The sequence below is a fragment of the Carboxylicivirga marina genome, assembly GCF_016612505.1.
Lineage (GTDB): Bacteria > Bacteroidota > Bacteroidia > Bacteroidales > Marinilabiliaceae > Carboxylicivirga > Carboxylicivirga marina.
Genome location: NZ_JAENRR010000045.1, coordinates 1 through 17,850 on the forward strand (window position 1 = coordinate 1; position 17,850 = coordinate 17,850).

7 protein-coding genes are annotated in these 17,850 nt (G+C 38.4%); 6 read left to right on the forward strand and 1 reads right to left on the reverse strand.

Annotation, left to right across the window (positions count from 1 at the left end; genetic code table 11):
- Nucleotides 1-1,115: 1,115 nt before the first annotated feature.
- Nucleotides 1,116-1,871, reverse strand: a complete 756-nt coding sequence (locus JIV24_RS16180) for a T9SS type A sorting domain-containing protein (RefSeq protein ID WP_200466108.1) — start codon at nt 1,869-1,871, stop codon at nt 1,116-1,118.
- 671 nt (nt 1,872-2,542) lie between these two features.
- Between JIV24_RS16180 and JIV24_RS16185 the strand changes: the two genes are divergently transcribed.
- The 6 genes from JIV24_RS16185 to JIV24_RS16210 all read left to right on the forward strand — a co-directional run bounded on the left by JIV24_RS16185 (nt 2,543) and on the right by JIV24_RS16210 (nt 17,784).
- Nucleotides 2,543-6,571 carry a hybrid sensor histidine kinase/response regulator transcription factor gene (locus JIV24_RS16185; RefSeq protein WP_200466109.1) on the forward strand — a complete coding sequence of 1,343 codons (4,029 nt, stop codon included), beginning with the start codon at nt 2,543-2,545 and terminating at the stop codon, nt 6,569-6,571.
- 268 nt (nt 6,572-6,839) lie between these two features.
- Nucleotides 6,840-9,992: a SusC/RagA family TonB-linked outer membrane protein gene (locus JIV24_RS16190; RefSeq protein WP_200466110.1), complete on the forward strand. Its 3,153-nt coding sequence runs from the start codon at nt 6,840-6,842 to the stop codon at nt 9,990-9,992.
- Between the two features lie 11 nt (nt 9,993-10,003).
- Nucleotides 10,004-11,857 (forward strand): RagB/SusD family nutrient uptake outer membrane protein, encoded by a 1,854-nt coding sequence (locus JIV24_RS16195; RefSeq protein WP_200466111.1) that lies wholly within the window; start codon nt 10,004-10,006, stop codon nt 11,855-11,857.
- A gap of 39 nt (nt 11,858-11,896) precedes the next feature.
- Entirely contained in the window at nt 11,897-14,710 is a 2,814-nt protein-coding gene (locus JIV24_RS16200) for a SusC/RagA family TonB-linked outer membrane protein (protein ID WP_200466112.1), read from the forward strand.
- A 16-nt stretch (nt 14,711-14,726) separates the two neighbouring features.
- Nucleotides 14,727-16,463 carry a RagB/SusD family nutrient uptake outer membrane protein gene (locus JIV24_RS16205; RefSeq protein WP_200466113.1) on the forward strand — a complete coding sequence of 579 codons (1,737 nt, stop codon included), beginning with the start codon at nt 14,727-14,729 and terminating at the stop codon, nt 16,461-16,463.
- Between the two features lie 25 nt (nt 16,464-16,488).
- Entirely contained in the window at nt 16,489-17,784 is a 1,296-nt protein-coding gene (locus tag JIV24_RS16210) for a fibronectin type III domain-containing protein (protein ID WP_200466114.1), read from the forward strand.
- Nucleotides 17,785-17,850: the final 66 nt, after the last annotated feature.

Here is a 17,850-nt window from a genome sequence, read left to right on the forward strand (position 1 = left end):
GATTTCAATAGGCAGCAAGGAACTAAAAGTAATTATAACCGCTGCAATAGTGGTCCAGTTTTGGAACGAAAAGAGCACCTTTTTTTCACTGCTTTATTTTTAAAATGACGTGTTTTAGCCTATTATCTGAAATGCTCATCTCTGACATTATGCCAATGAGTTGCCAATTTTGAACCTTCAGTTTTTTAGTAAAAAACTTATAATATGTACGAATCGGAGAAAGAGGCCTTATCAGGCATGCAAAATGTTAATGCTAAAATGAAGCATGTACGCCGTGTAAAATATTTTTTATATTTTTTATTGACCTTAACAGTAGGGCTTTTGCTGCTCTTGTTTTCATACTAGTCAATTGTGGTCCTTTCGAAGCCTGTCTGGTTCTTTGTAATGGCTTTATTCAAAAATATTTTGACCCTCTTTTTTGTGTTTTAAATACAAACTATCAGTTAACACAAGTGTTTAATTATAAGTGGTTTTTAATATTTCCACACCAATGTATTTGTTTGTGCAGATATTGAAACAGCTTTGTATGTATTGGTGATTGAAAAGGTGGGACGAATCAAAGCATAGGTTTAAAGTGTTCAAGAGGGCTTTCATCAACCTCTTTTCTAATGGAATATCATTATAATAAACCTCGTCAGGTTTTAAAAACCTGACGGGGTTGCTCTTCTATTTTGCTTACCTCGACAAGCTCGGCAAGCGATAAAAATAAACATCTTCAAATCTATTATTAGTTAATCCTTATTCAATCTTTGCTAATCCTATGCCCAAGACCTAAGCTCAACAACTAACAGCTATACACTACTAACTATCGACTAATAATACCGATTTATACTTGTGCTTTGTAATATCAGTAAGGATGGTAATATTTATAACAAGAAATTAAAATGTCTTGTCCAAAAATATACTCCAATACCGATTACTAATCAAAATGTACCTTAAAACTAAGACGCTTTGATTGTATCGGCATTTACTCCCGATAAACATCGGGATAATGAGCAAAATGGCTTTCAGCGCATTTTGACATACAATTGGTATATGAAACACAAAAGAAGACTTTATAAACAAAAGAGGCCGTCACAGCAAATGTGACGGCCTCTATATGAATCTGTATTTATTTACTTAATTACTAATCGCGATGTATTGACAGATCCGTCTGTATGAATCATTTGTACAATATAAATACCTTTAGGTAAATTACCGGCATTAACATTGATGGTTGACATGCCTGTTGTTTGACCTGTTTTAACAGCTTTTCCTACTGTATTAAACAAAGTATAGCTACTTATGGTGCCGTTACTTTCCAGTTTAAAGTTCCCGTTGGATGGGTTTGGTGTTATCTTAACATCATGTGCTGATGCCTTATTTATAGTAGTGGCAGTTTTTTCTGTAACGCTAAAATTATCAATATCAACTGTTATGTCACTAGGCCAACAATACACCCACGCTCTAACGTGTATTTCACTTTCTGAAAGGGTTAGTTCAAGTGTGGTATTTTCCCAGGTGGTATTCTCTTTTAGTACCCAAAGGTTCTGCACTTTAGTAATCCCTATGTCTGAGTATGTAACAAAAGTAACTCTGTATTTTTTTGCGCTACATTTTGCATCAACTGAGAAAACGTATGTTTTGCCTGCTTCCAGATTATCAAAATACCTGGCAAACATAAAATCAGTTCCACTAGGCGTACAATGCACATACTTGTTGAAACCATCTGTTTCAACAGTCGCTGTACCATTAAAAACCCTCCACCCTTTTCCATCTCCGGTAGATATATCATCACCAGCGGTGTACTTTTCAAAATCTGTCCCGCCTTGGGCATTCATGCTGATACTTGTCAGTGCTGTTAATAGAATAATAAGTAAATTTTTTTTCATAGTAATAGATTTTAATTAATTAAGAAGCTGTTTAAGTTTTATCCTTCGGTTTATTTTGGTGACTTACGTCCTCATACTTTTGCAAAATATCTTTAAATAGCGGTGCTATTCGCATCAATTTTGCTTTGTCTGAGAACCTAATTCATCCAAACTAACTCACAAAAACAAAATTTAAACAGCTTCTAAATTGTTACTATCGCCTTTGGGGATTGACGATAAACAAAAATACCCCCTGTCCGATAAAATGTAAGCTTGAAAATTGAATAATTACACATGGTATTCCGCCAGAAATAACAACATAACTGACAATTTATAGCAACAAATTCAACACTTACTATTACTTGTGAACCCTTGTGTAGCTCATGTTTAATAGCGTTGAGCTCATTCTGTCGAATCCGAAACTAGATGGGGTTAATAAATTTTACTTCCGAAAAATCTGAATTCCTTTATTTTGCAAAAAAAAAGGAATACCGCTAATTTTTTTGATATTCATTTAGGCTTATAGGATTCATTTACTACCTTGAACTCTTAATATTTTAATATAGTTTAGCAGCTTATTATTTGTTATTGGCCTAAATTGAAATCGCGGACTTCCTATATGGTAAGTATAAGCGTTGGTTTTGGATGACATGACAATGTTGCCCTTATATATATGTATATATATTCTCTTTATGAAAGACTATACCTTGAAATACTTCCAATTGTTTCTTTTCTTATTGGTTACATGGACACCTTTTGCGCAAGATGTAACATTTGAAAACCACACCATGGCCAATGGTTTGTCTCATTCAAAGGTGAATTGTATAGGACAGGATAAAAATGGATTTATCTGGATTGGAACACGAAATGGGCTTAATATCTATGACGGAACACGTTTTGTACATTATTTTTCCAAGCCATCAGATGAGAATTGCCTTCCAGGGAATAGAATATTGAGTTTTCTATTTGAAGGTGATTCTGTTTGGATCGCTACTAATGCCGGCTTGTGTAAAATGGATATAAAAACCAAACGATGCAGAAGGTATGATTTAGAAGAGAATAAATATATTATCACACTTTGCCCCGATAAAAACAAGGAGTTGCTTTGGGTGGGTACTACTCAAGGATTGGTAAAGCTAAATGTCAGATCCGGACAATACAGAGTTTTTAATACCAGTAACAGTAATCTTAGCCACAACGAAATCAATGCTCTTTATCTGGATTCGGAGCATAGTTTATGGGTCGGTACATTTGATAAGTTAAATGTCTTAAGGCGTGATTCAGAAGTTTTTGAAACCATTAATTTAAAAACAAGGCAGCACTCCGTTATGGACTATAATCTTGTGTTGAGTATTTTTCCCTATTCTGAATTCAACGATGCGCTTTTATGGGTGGGTACAGAAACAGGATTGGCTTTGTACAACAGGGACTCAGGTGCAATGCAATTGTTTCATGAGGAGAACTCCAACCTGTCCAATTCCGTTATTAAAACCATATTTAAAACGAAAGCAGGAATAACTTGGCTAGGTACAGATTTCGGATTGAATAGGATGGATGAAAATCTGGAAATAACGAACTATTTTCACAATTTAAGTAAGGACAATTCATTAATAGATAATGTGGTAGGGTGTGTGTTTGAGGATAATTCGGGTGTGCTCTGGTTAGGCACAAATAATGGTGTAAGTACTTTATTTAATACGAGTCAGCGCTTTGAGTTTTTTCCGGTTAACTATAGTCATAAAAAGAACCAGGTTGGCTATGAAATAAGCGATATAGTGGAAACGTCTTATGGAAGTTATTGGTTGGCAAGTCAGAACGGCGTTATTAAATACGGGCATAACAAGAAGATACTGGAAATTCTGAATGCTTCTCAAGAAGGGAGCCGAAAGCTGGCTGATGATAACACGACGAGACTTTTTGAAGATCCCAAAGGAAATTTATGGATTGCATCGAACGGTGGTCTGGCCATATGGAATTCCAATAAAGAATTCCTAAGCCGCTATTCGTCGGATAATGAATCGGGTTTACGCTCCAATTTCATCACCTCTTTTCATCTTTTAAAGGACAGTACGCTTTTGTTGAATACGGAAAAGGGATTGCATAAGGTGATTGAAAAAGAGGATGGATATAAATTTGAGTTTCTTAAAGAAATTGGTTGGGCAACAAGTTTATATGAAAACGTTCTATGGTCATTTAATGGCCCCGTCCTACTCCGAACAGATGTTAACAGCTTTGAGCAGGTAGCCGAAGTAGTCGTTAAGGTTCCCGGCCAAAAAATTAATATTCAATCATTTTTACAGAGTGATGATAATACTATCTGGCTGGGTGTGGACGATGGCTTGATTCATTATAATCCTCAAAATAAACAATATAATTTTTACGAGGTAAAATCCCGCTCTAGGTATCCTTTGATAAGTCTTTTGGAGGATGGGAATGGAAATATATGGGCCTCGTCGTACACCGCCATCTTAAAATTTTCAAAGGACACCCAGTCGTTTGATATTTATCCCAGTGGAGAAGAATTGCCTATTGCTCACTTTAAGGGGCATTGTGCTTTTAAAAGTGGTAATGGTGACCTTATTTTTGGAGGGCAGGATGGTTTTGTCCGTTTTTCACCCGAAAAAATTACCAAATCAAAGTTTATAGCTCCGGTATTTATTACAAAACTATTGGTTTCAAATCAGGAAGTTCTGCCTGAGCAAACGATTAATGGCAAACAGTTGCTTCAGAAGGATATTGCTTTTACCTCTCAACTAACATTGGATCATAGCAGTAAATCTTTTTCTTTGGAATTTTCATCTTTACATTTCAGAAAACGATCAGGAATCAGGTATGCTTATAAATTGGATAATTTTGATTCAGAATGGATTTATACGGATGGCTCATATGGTGTGGCCAGGTATTCCAACCTTAAACCGGGAGAGTATAGTTTTATGGTAAAGGGAACTAATAACGAAGGTGTTTGGAATGAAAAGGAAACGGTACTAAATATAAAGATAAACCCACCGTTATGGGCAAGTCCATTAGCCATTGTCATTTATATTATATTGGTGACGGCCTTAGTTATTGCATACAAAATATATGCTCGTAACCTGGTAAGGATCAAAAGCCAAATGCAATTAGCAAAGCTTCAAGAGAAGCACGTTAAGGAGTTGTCGGGGATCAGACAGCAGTATTTTACCAATATGGCGCATGAATTCCGTACGCCGCTGAGCCTGATCATTGGGCCGACAGAGAAGCTGGAAAAACAAAAGGAATTAAGCGAAACGTCCAAAAATTATGTGAGAATCATTGAAAATAATGCTCGTAGGTTGTTATGGGTCAATAACCAGCTTCTGGATTTTAAAAAGCTGGAAAATAAAACGATGGAATTCGCCATAAGTGAATTCGATATCATCAAATTTACTAAAAATACATATGAACTCTTTGTGGATAAAGCTGAAAATGAAAATATTGATTATCAATTTCAGTCAGATTTTGAAAAGTTGATGGTGTGTATGGATATCCGAAAAGTTGAAACCATCTTATTTAATTTGCTGTCTAATGCATTTAAGTTTACGCCTGAAAACGGAGAAATTAATGTTTGTATAAAAAGTGAAGATATAAACAGAAATAATCAATTTGAAGCTGGAATAGCGATTATGGTAGCTGATTCTGGTATTGGAATTGCTGAAGATGAACAAGACAAAATATTCGACAGGTTTTACCAGGTGACAGATACAATAAAGCAGGAGCAAGGATCTGGTATTGGCTTAACTATGGTAAAAGAATATGTGACCATGCATCAGGGCGAAATAAGAATTGAAAGTGAAGTGGGGAAAGGTTCTGAATTTAAAATGCTACTGCCATTATTCACAGAAGAGGAATGTAAACAATTCTTTGTACGAGAAAGTGAGCTGTTGCGACCTTTATTAAAACCACAAGCCAAAGTCAGAGCGAATGAAATGGGCGGCATAGCCGATTCAAAGGCACCATTTATTCTTCTTGTGGAAGATGATGTTGAGATGTCAGAATTTATTTCGCTAAGTTTGGCAGATAAGTACCGTATCCAGTCTGTTCGAAATGGAAAAGAAGCATTACGAATGATAAATGACACCGTTCCTGATTTGGTAATTAGTGATATTAATATGCCTGAAATGGATGGTGTTGAATTTACTCGGCGTTTTAAAGGTAACCCTAAAACTGCACATATTCCGTTAATCTTATTAACCGGCGAATCGCAGAATAAATTACAGTTGGAAGGACTTAAAAATGGTGCTGATGCCTTTATGCTTAAACCATTTGAAATTGAAATCCTGGAGCTGCGAATTGACAATTTCCTGAAGCGACAAGAACAGTTCTCGCAGTTTATAAATGTGCAACATGTAGCAGCTCCTAAAGAAGTGCAGATCGCCAGCCCTGATGAAAAACTATTGGAAGAAGTCGTGGCATCTATCGAAAAATTTATCTCAGATCCCGATTTGCATGTTGATAAAGTATGTGATGATATTGGTTATAGCCACTCTATGCTTTATAGAAAAGTCAAAAAATTAACAGGGCAAACGCTTAATGAGTTTATTCGTACCACAAGGGTTAGGCGGGCAGAACAGCTTTTGCGTACAAAAAAGTTCAATATTGCTGAAGTAATGTTAGAAACAGGCTTTACGAATCATTATTATTTCTCAAAATCCTTTAAAAAAGTTTATAAATTCTCGCCTAAAGAGTATATGAATAAACTTTAAATTTTGTGACAATACCTTACGTTTTTTCTTGACACCGGATCCATTAATTGCCCTTGTTTTGCCTAAAAGGTGATTAGTTTTGAGGTGAATCTTACTTGTCATACAATCAGTTGTTTACGTGTTTGTGTGATGATTTTGTTGGTGTCTTTTGACAAATTTGTTTGTATTTCCCCCGCAAAATGTTGCTTTCTCGTTCAATTTTAAACCGTCTTTTTTTTGCCTTAAGTACGACATTGCATATGTTAAAATTGAATAAAATCTTTATCGTATGAAAAAAATGATTAAAACACTCATTTTAGCTTGTGTTTTGTTGTCTGCTAGTATTGCGGCAGTTGCTCAGCAAAAAATGACTGGTGTTGTTACGGATGATACGGGGGAACCAATTATTGGGGCAACCGTTGTTATCAAAGGAACAACGACAGGTACTATTACCGATTTTAACGGTGCATATAATGTGACTGTTGATAAGGGACAAACACTGATATTTAGCTTTATTGGAATGGTCAGTCAGGATGTACTGGTTGCCAACCAAAGTACTATTAACGTAACACTTCAGTCCGAAGATATTGGATTAGATGAGGTCGTTGTGATTGGTTATGGTGAGAAAAAGAAAGTAACGGTTACTGGTTCTGTTTCTACTATTGGTAGCGATGAGCTTATTAAATCGCCCAGTGCCAGTGTAACAAATGCTTTAGCCGGTAAAATTTCCGGTATCGCATCCGTGCAGAATTCAGGACAACCCGGTGCCGATGAAGCTGCATTATACATCAGAGGTGTTGCAACGCTGAATGTAGGTGACGCCAGTCCTTTAACCATTGTGGATGGTGTTGAAAGGCCGTTTTCACAAATTGATCCTGAAGAAATTGAAAGTATCTCCGTTTTGAAGGATGCATCTGCTACCGCAGTATATGGAGTGCGTGGTGCCAATGGTGTAATTATCGTTACCACAAAACGAGGACAGAAAGGTCGTACTAAAATATCGGTATCTACCTCATTAGGTTTTCAGCAACCCACCATGTTGCCAGGTAAGTCAAATAGTTACGACTATGCTTTAGGCCATAATGAACGTAATTTCAATGACGGGAACCCTGTAGAATCGAATTTCTTTAGCGACGAAGCGATAGAAGCCTTTAAAAATGGAGGAACCTTATTGTATCCGGATACAGATTGGTATGATTATATATTTAAAGATTATGCCCTGCAAAATAAAACGAATGTGACCATTAGAGGTGGTACTGATAAAGTTCGTTATTTTGCCGCTTTAGGTTACTTGTCGCAAGATGGTTTGTTAAAAGATTTGGGCTCAAAGCATGATGGTAATTACACCTATAACAGGTATAACTACCGTTCTAACCTGGATATTGACGTGACTCAATCGACACTTTTGAAAATCACTTTCGGTGGCAGAACCGAGGTCAGGAATCAACCGCGTACAACACAACAGGGAATATGGAAAGAAGCCGCCTGGGCGCAACCTATGGGAAGCCCGGGAATCATTGATGGTAATATAATTAATACTTCGCAAGAGCAGATACCCATACAATTTAGAGTTCCCTTAAAAGTATATTATAATAAGGGGTATAGTAATCAAACTAAATCATTTCTCGATCTTGATATTGATTTAATACAGAAGTTAGATTTTATTACAAAAGGCCTGAAGTTTAAAGTAAAAGGCTCATACAATACCAATTATACGTATTCTAAACATCGCAGTACTTCACCCGATAGTTACAATACTATTATCGATCCGGAAAATCCCTTAAAGGACCCCAATGAGCCTGGTTATAAGGAGTGGGATAAATACAATGTAGTATTCAGAAAAACAGGCGATGCCAGTAAGTTAAGCTATAGCCAGTCAACCGGAAAAGCCCGTAACTGGTATGTGGAAGCGGCATTGAATTATAACCGTAAGTTCGGTTATCACGATTTTGGTGGATTATTATTATACAATCAACGTGTGGTTTATTATCCGCAATCGATTACAGAAATTCCTAACAGATTATTAGGGCTTGTAGGCCGCCTGACTTATAATTATAAAACCAAATATTTGCTGGATTTAAATCTTGGTTATAATGGTTCAGAGAACTTCCCGGAGGCTAAAAGGTTTGGGTTGTTCCCGGCGGTATCCTTGGGATGGATTGTAACAGAAGAATCCTTTATGCAAGGATTGGATTTCTTAAACTATTTCAAAATCAGAGGGTCGTATGGATTGGTTGGTAATGATAGAGCTGTTAATAATCATAGATTCCTTTATCTGCCGGATTCATGGAATTATTCTGTAGGGGGTTATAATTTCGGATATGACAATAACAAAAATCAGCCCGGTGCCATGGAGAGGCTCATTGGTAACCCAAATGTGACCTGGGAAACTGCTACGAAAAAGAACATTGGATTTGATGCCAAGTTTTTAAATGCCCGATTAGGTGCCAGTTTTGACTATTTTCATGAATTGCGTAAAGATATTCTTATACAGCGTCAAATTGTGCCTGGATATGTTGCTGCAGAATTGCCAGTCGTTAATTTGGGAGAAGTTGAAAATCAGGGTTATGAAGTGGAATTGAAATGGAATGATAAAATTGGCAATGATTTCTCTTACCATGTAAGCGTTAACATGTCATATGCCCGTAACAAAATAAACTATAAAGATGAGATTCCTCAGCCCTTTGATTACTTATACGAGACCGGAAATCCGGTAGGCCAACCCTTTGGTTATACCTTCCTGGGATTTTTCGATAAGCAGGTTGATACAACCAATCCTGATGATCCCAACAACAGAGATCCAAACAATATTGATCCTAACACTGGCGATATGTTACCTTATGCTAATTATGGTGGGGTTATGAATGCAGGAGATGCCATGTACTTAGATATAAATAAGGATGGTAAAATTGATGATTTTGACATGAAGCCAATTGGCTATTCTACACGTGTTCCGGAGTATAACTATGGTATTAATGCCGGGTTTGTCTGGAAAGGATTAGATTTTTCTATGACTATCGCAGGCGTGAAAAACACATCCCGTTCATTGCCTTCCTACTATAGGAATCCATTTGGTGGTAAGGACAGAGGATTGTTTTCTCATTTATACGAGGGAAGGTGGACGCAGGAGAAAGCCGATGCCGGGGTAAATATTGAATATCCACGATTTTCTACACTAAATGAAGATAAGAATTATAGAGATTCAGAGCTGTGGGTCAGGGATGCCTCCTTTATGCGACTCAAGAATGTGGAATTGGGTTATACCTTAAAATCAAGAACCCTTAAAAAGGTTGGCATTAGTAATGTCCGATTTTTTGTTAATGGATTTAACCTATTGACCTTTAGTGAATTTGATTTCTTTGATCCGGAGTCCGGACCGGGCGATAGAGGACTGTATCCGATGACAAAAGTGTATAATACCGGGGTGAAATTTAATTTCTAAAATTTAAGACAATGAAATTGATAACAAAATTAACAATAATAGTGGCAATGCTATTTGCCATATTCTCAACCTCATGCGAAGACATAGGGGTCGGATCACTGGAAAAGCCCGAAGGTGAAGATGTCACTATTGATACCATTTTTTCTTCTGCCGAATATGCCGAGCGTGTGTTGTGGTATTCCTATAAATCATTACGTTCAGGCATTACCCGTGCAAATAAGAATCAGGGTATTGGATTTTCGCTTCAGTCAGACATTACAGACCTCTCTCATAGTTTTTCTAGTTGGACTGGAGCCTATAAATTTTACTATTCAGGTGCATTGAATTCAGCTAACGCTATAACAAATGTCTATTCACGGCCATCAGTAATACACCCTTATGTAGATATGCCGAATAAGGGCGTAATAACCTTTAAGGCGATACGTAATTGTTATACGATGATAGAACACGTCCATAAAGTGCCGGATATGGAAGAAGAGGAGAAGGCGCGATTGAGAGCAGAGGCGAGAACGCTTATTGCTTATAATATGATGGAATTATTTCGTAACTACGGTGGTATACCTTGGGTTGGTAAAGTATATTCCCCTGATGATGACTTTATAAATCCGCGTTTGACGGTTGAAGCAACGGTGGATTCTATTGTTGGATTACTTGATACCGCAATACCTGATTTACCATGGGCTATTCCGGAAAGTGAAATAAGCAATTGGGCAGGTCGTTTTACACAAGCCGGTGCCATGGCCTTAAAAACCCGTTTATTACTTTTTGCTGCCAGTCCGCTTTTTAATAGCGATCAACCCTACTTGAACGGTGAAGCTGCAGATAAAAATTACACCTGGTATGGTGATTATCAGCAAAACCGTTGGCAAAGGGCTGCCGATGCCGCAAAAGCACTGATAGATAAAATGGAAGCACAAGGTGGCTATGCATTAGAAATGCCGGCTACCGAGGACGTGTGGGGCTATAGAGAGGCTTATCAAAAGGCTTTTTTCAGCCGACGTAGTTCAGAGGTGTTGATTAGTGTTCGTGATGGATATACCGGTCCAGGGAGATGGGAGGATGCTATTTATGCCATTAACCTGAATTACGGAGGAGGTACCTGTACCAATGAGTATATGCGTATGTTTCCCATGGCTAATGGTACGCCTATAAGCGATCCGTCTTCCGGATGGGATGAATCCATTGATCCTTTAGGTTGTGAAGGAAGTGGGGCTGCCCGTCAATACAGTCGCGATCCCCGTTTGTATGAAACCATGCAATGTGTGGATGATACCTGGGCAGGAGAGCAAATTGAAAACTGGAAGAATAAACAGGGTGCCTGGGCTAAACACGTTAAAGGTCCTCGTAGAAATCTTTCTTCAGGAAGTACAGTGATTCGCAAATTTATTCCCGGATTTAACTCAGGTATCCCGGTAAAAGAACACCATTTCCCATACATGCGTATTCCTGAAATCTATTTGTCCTACGCCGAGGCCATGAATGAATTAGACAATCAGTCAGAAGCCTATACCTATATCAATAAAGTGAGAAACAGGGTAGGCTTGAAAAATATCGAAGAGGTGGGTAGCTGGAGTAGAGAAACCCTTCGTGATCAAATTTTGACAGAACGAGCTTGTGAGTTTGGTTTTGAGCAAGTACGATGGTTTGATATGACGCGTCATAAACTAACCGCTGCATTTGAAGAACAATTACATAATGTATTGATACAAAAGAATGCGGATGGTACTTATTCATACACTTATCCAGCGATTGAAACCTACAGTCGAGCTTGGTGGTCAAACTTTGATAGAAAATGGTTCTTGCAGCCATTCCCGGTTGATGAAGTTCAAAAAGGTTATGGTTTAATTCAGAATCCCGGATGGTAATGCCGTTTAAGGTATGTTAAATAGAAAAATATTGAGTATATGATTAAAAAATATATAAACCGAGTACTATTTGTATCTCTCGCTAGCTTACTGATGCTTGTGCAAACTTTTGCTCAGGAGTCAGACTCAACTGCAGTGAATTTAGGATACGATATAAGGGTAGCAGCAGATGAATCTGCCGTTGCCGTAGGAATAGCAAGTGCCAAGGATTTATCGAAATATTTTGCAATTAACCCAAGCAATGCACTATATGGGCAAATACCGGGATTAACGGTATTACAAAATGGTGGTGACTTCTGGAGTAGTGAATCGGCTTCTATGTTTGTAAGAGGTCAGGCAAACCTTGATAATACATCGGCTCCTTTAGTGTTAATAGATGGTTTTGAGAGGAAGCTTTCAACCATTACAGTGGAGGAAATTGAAAGTGTAACGGTATTGAAGGATGCCGGTGCAACCGCGATATATGGTCAACGTGGTGCTAATGGTGTAATCGTAATCACTACCAAAAGAGGTAAAAATGAAGGCATGAAGGTGGATATTTCGTATGAATATAGTACGAATGAACCTTTTCGCATGCCAACAATGATGGACGCCTATGGGTACGCCAGTGCCATGAATGAGGCACTGGAATTAGATGGACAAGCGCACCTCTATTCAAAAGAACAATTGGATGCCTATAAAAATGGAATGTATCCCGAATACTATCCCAATGTAAACTGGACCGATGAAGTAATGCGCAACACCGGTTTTGTGCATAATTTTAATACAACCTTTCGGGGAGGTACTAATAAAACAAAATACTATGTAGCCATTAACTACATGGATGGTGAAGGCTTATTAAAGCAAGACCGTAACCGGGAGAATTATTCAACCCAGTTAAACTACAGGAGAGCCAATTTAAGAAGCAACCTGGATATTCAACTGACAGGTACTACGCAAATGAAGTTTAATTTGGCGGGACGTATTTCCGGAATAAACCAACCCGGCAAAGCAAATTCCGAAAATATAATGTCGCTGATTACAGGAACTCCTGCCAATGCTTTTCCTGTTCAATATGCAGATGGTAGTTGGGGAGGTTCTGGCATTTATAAGGAAAATCCTGTGGCGGATATCAATCAAACAGGATACGGGACTGGGCACGAGCGAACCTTATATGCTGACCTTACTTTAATTCAGGATTTAAGTGCGATTACGGAGGGCCTGTCCCTTTCTGCTGCCGTTTCATTTGATAATAACGTAATTTATTGGGACCAAAAGACGAAAAATTATGCTTATGTCCATCGTACAGCTGATATTGATGAAATAACTGGACAGTTATATAACTTTACATCTAATTCTTATGGAGAGAATACGCCTTTGGCCTATGGAACAGCTTTTGGAGGTCAAAACAGAAGGAATGATGTTATTATTAAGGCAAATTATGATCAGGTATGGGGCAAACATAAACTGAATGCATTGGCCTTATTTCATGCAGATAATGAGGTAGGTTATGGTAAAGATCTAACTTTTAACCGTATAAACTATGCCGGTCAATTCAATTATTCTTTCGATAAAAAATACCTGGCCGGATTATCTCTGTCGTATAGTGGTAATAACATTCTGTCTGAGAATAACCGTTTTCATTTCTATCCGGCTTTATCTTTGGGATGGATGCTTTCAAACGAAAACTTCTTAAAGGATGTGAGTGCGATAAATAGCTTAAAGTTAAGAACCTCTGTTGGTTTATCTGGTCTTGAACCAGGTGTGCCTTATCTGCACTTACCAAGTTATGGAGACGGACAAAATTATTATTTTACAGATAATAATGATGGTAACTCTGGCCTTCAGGAAAACAGAAGAGCCAACCCGGATATTAAACCTGAAAAAAGTTTAATGACCAATATTGGATTGGATGCTAATTTATTTGGCAAACTTAGTTTAAACATAGATGCTTTTTATGAAGAAAGAAGCCAAATATTGGTTTCCGAAGCCAGTTCAACATCTAAAGTTATTGGTGTTCCTGCTACATTAGTGTCCGATGGTATTGTTGAAAATAAAGGATTTGAATTAGGTGCTTTATGGCAAGATAATATTGGCGATTTTTCATATTCTATTGGCGCTCAATATTCATTAGCGAAGAATAAAATCATCGAACAAAATGAAGTGTTTCGTGAGTGGGATCATTTAAAACGCACGGGTCATTCGGTAGATCAACAGTTTGGTTTGCTGGACGACGGTTTCTGGGGTGTTAACGATGGACTTAATGGCGTGGATAACATATCTCCCGATGGGATTGAATATACCTATACTTCCGTGTTAAAGCCGGGAGATGTGAAATATGTGGATAAAAACGGAGATAATAAAATTGATGAATTTGACATGGTGGCCATTGGCAAAAGCTGGTTGCCCGAAGTGTACTATTCTTTTACATTGGGTGCAGAGTATAAGGGGATTGGTTTTAATGCCATTCTGCAAGGTGCTTCAAATGTTACCACAATGTTGAACACGCCGGGTGTTTACTGGCCTTTGTATAATAACAATAATATTTCAACATTTTCTAATGACCGGTGGACGCCTGAGACAGCCACTACCGCTACCTTACCGAGGTTAAGCCCTGAAGAGAATATGAATAACTACCGGGCCAGCACTGTATGGCAGCGCGATGCGTCTTTTTTGAAACTACGTACGATTGAATTATACTACCATTTGCCTGAAAGTATAGTAAATAAGGTAAAGCTGAAGAGAGCCAAAGTATTTTTCAGAGGTATGAATTTGCTTTCTTTTGATGATTTTGAAATGATGGATCCGGAACAAACTAAGCTTGTGTATCCAACGCTGAAATCATATAACATAGGTTTAAGTGTAGGATTTTAATTAAAAAATGGTAGACATGATAAGAAATATAATAATATCAATTTTGCTGGTCACCGCTATCACGGGCTGCGATGATTTTCTGGATTATTCAGAACATACATTTTATGATAATTCGGAGGATATCTTTTCTCATTTTGGCAGAACGAGAGGTTTTTTAACGGATATCTATAATAGGCTGCCGGATGATTATAGTAGTGTGGGTGATGCCATGCGCTCAGCAGCAAGCGATGAAGCCGAGTATGTAAAACAGGGTTCTGCTATCCATAATTTTAACAATGGACAATGGAGTTCCAGTAATGCACCGGATAATAATTGGTCAAATTTCTATGCAGGAATTCGCTCGGTTAATTTATTCCTGGATCAGATTGAAGGTAGAACCTTTGACGATTACAAATACAATGAAGACTATGAGGATGAAATGGCGCGATTTAGCATGTTTCCTTATGAAGCACGTTTCCTGAGAGCATTCTTTTACTTTGAACTGGCTAAACGTTATGGGGATATTCCCATGCTACAAGGCGTGGTCAATGATGTAGGTGAGGTCAATTCGATCCCGCGTTCCGACTTTGAAGATGTAATCACTTTTATCGTGAGTGAATGCGACGCTATCAAAGATGAATTACCGCTTACCTGGGCAGCTGAGAATGTGGTGTACCAGGAAACGGGCCGTGTTACACGTGGAGCTGTGCAAGCTTTAAAGGTAAGAGCATTGTTATATGCTGCCAGTCCTTTGCATAACACCTTAAATGATCTGAGCAAGTGGGAAGCTGCAGCCAGTGCTGCTAATGAGTTCTTAAGTAATCCTGATTTTCCCTATAGTTTTGATAGCCAATACTACAACAGTAATAATATGGCTGCGGGTGTATTTAACAACCGTGCAAGTGCTGAATTGATTTTTGAAAGAAGACAAGGAACTTCCAACAGTTTTGAAAAGGGTAATGAACCAATGGGTTTAGAAGGGGCTAATGGAAAAGCCACTTGTCCAAGTCAAAATTTGGTGGATGCTTATCAAACAAGTGATGGTTACGATGTAGTTCTGACTAATGGCGTTTGGTCAGCGGGTGCAAGTACCGTTTTCAACCCTGCTAACCCATACGATAACCGCGATCCTCGTCTGTTACAGTCCATCATTGTGAACGGAAAAAAATGGAAAGGCACCACTATTGAAACTTTTACTGGAGGGGCGCATGGTCTGCCAAAGGCTGATGCAACACCAACCGGTTATTATTTGAAAAAATATGTGCGTCAGGATATAAACATATATGGAAGTAATGCGAACACTAAAGAACATATGTGGGTAATTTTCCGTAAGGCCGAGATATACTTAGCTATGGCCGAAGCCTTAAATGAAGCGTATGGACCTACTACTGTGCCTGGTGGATTTATGATGGATGCTACAGCTGCATTGAATGCTGTCAGAACCAGGCCTGCTGTTGGCATGCCTGAGTTATCCGGGCTTACACAAGAAGCGTTACGTTCTGCAATTATCCGTGAGCGTCAGGTAGAACTTGCTTTCGAAGACCATCGCTTCTGGGACCTTCGTCGCTGGAGGTTATTTGATAACGGTAATCCTAACAAAGTTACAGAGGATGTATATGGCATTAAAATCACTGGTGACGGTACTTTCACTTATGAGAAAGTGCTAGTGGACAATCGTATTTGGGATGATAAGATGTACTTGTACCCAATCCCTTATAATGAAACACAACTGAACCCAAACCTTGGTGGTGAAAACCAAAATCCGGGTTGGTAGTTTTGCAATTTAAAACATTTAGACGATGAAAATATATAAACATATAATTTTATACCTGCTTGCAGCCATTTTGCTTGGTGCAGGTTGTAACGATGGGTATGATGCAGGAGAATTTGAAGTAGATGAAAGTTTGCAACCAAAGGCCAGAACAGATGCACCAGATGCACCTTCAGCAGTACTTGCTTCTTACGATGAGTATTGCGATAAAGTGGTGGTATCATGGGAAGCAACCATACGCACCTCAGCCTACGACCTATATAAGAATGGTGTGGTGTTTGCACAAGGCCTTACAGATACCTTTTATGTAGATAATGATGCCTTGTTGGTTGATACTGAGTACAGCGTTTATGCAAAAAATCACAATGGCGATTCGGAAAGTGCCGGAATGACTGTGGGCCGAATGGCAGGAGTACCTCCAACACCTGTTAACTTTAATGCAACAAGTGGAGCATATGATAGTAAAGTGGAGCTGTCGTGGGATCCTGTAGATTACGCATTGTACTATGTAGTGAAACGTGAGGGTGTTGTACTTAACGACAGAGTGGTAGGAACTACCTTTTTGGATAACGTAAATGCACCTACTACCGAAACAGAGTACAGTATGTACGCTGTTGGTAATTGTGGAGAATCAGCACCTGTTGTTACAACCGGGTATGCAGACCCTTTAATTGCCTTCCGTTTTCCTGTTAACGAGACTTTTGATGGTTATAGTGTGGGCTATGATCTGTCTTCAACGGATATGTTTCAGCATTTTTTCCACTGGGATATGACCGGAGGTCCGGGTAGTTTTAAAGTGTCGGATGATACTTCGGTGAGTGGTGCCAAATGTGCAAAGGCTGTGTATAATGATGTTACGGGAAATGCAAGTGCTGAGGGTAATATAGAGATTATTTGCAAAAACTTTGATTTGTTAGAAGGACAACGTTACCGAATAAGTTATCGACTAAAATGTACAGTAAAAACGCAAATGTTTCTTGCGGTAGATAAAGATGGTAGTGGTAATATAAATAAGGCAGATGGGGAGGAAAGTTATCTGTTACCAACATGGATAAACCCCAAAGGCAATGGTTTAGGTATTCAGATGGCAGCAAAACCCGAGTGGACGGAAGTTTCTTATGAATTCCCGGCTACCGGAGTAAATACCAAAGCGAATTTTGATCCTGATCCTGTTGTCGAAGGATGGGTGCCGGCTACAATACAGGCAGGCCAAACGAACCCTTTGATTCAGATTAAATACTATTTACCAACAGGTGCGGGGCCTAATGGTGAGTATCCACCGATCTATATTGATGATTTAATGATCGAACTCATCTCGGAATAATTAGTAATGGCCGATAAAAATCAATTGGTATCCCTTTATGGGGTGCTAATTGATTTTTATTTCATT

Coding starts and splice junctions, on each gene's coding strand:
- JIV24_RS16195 (WP_200466111.1), top strand. CDS start 10,004: ATGAAATTGATAACAAAATTAACAATAATAGTGGCAATGCTATTTGCC.
- JIV24_RS16200 (WP_200466112.1), top strand. CDS start 11,897: ATGATTAAAAAATATATAAACCGAGTACTATTTGTATCTCTCGCTAGC.
- JIV24_RS16180 (WP_200466108.1), bottom strand. CDS start 1,871: ATGAAAAAAAATTTACTTATTATTCTATTAACAGCACTGACAAGTATC.
- JIV24_RS16205 (WP_200466113.1), top strand. CDS start 14,727: ATGATAAGAAATATAATAATATCAATTTTGCTGGTCACCGCTATCACG.
- JIV24_RS16210 (WP_200466114.1), top strand. CDS start 16,489: ATGAAAATATATAAACATATAATTTTATACCTGCTTGCAGCCATTTTG.
- JIV24_RS16185 (WP_200466109.1), top strand. CDS start 2,543: ATGAAAGACTATACCTTGAAATACTTCCAATTGTTTCTTTTCTTATTG.
- JIV24_RS16190 (WP_200466110.1), top strand. CDS start 6,840: ATGAAAAAAATGATTAAAACACTCATTTTAGCTTGTGTTTTGTTGTCT.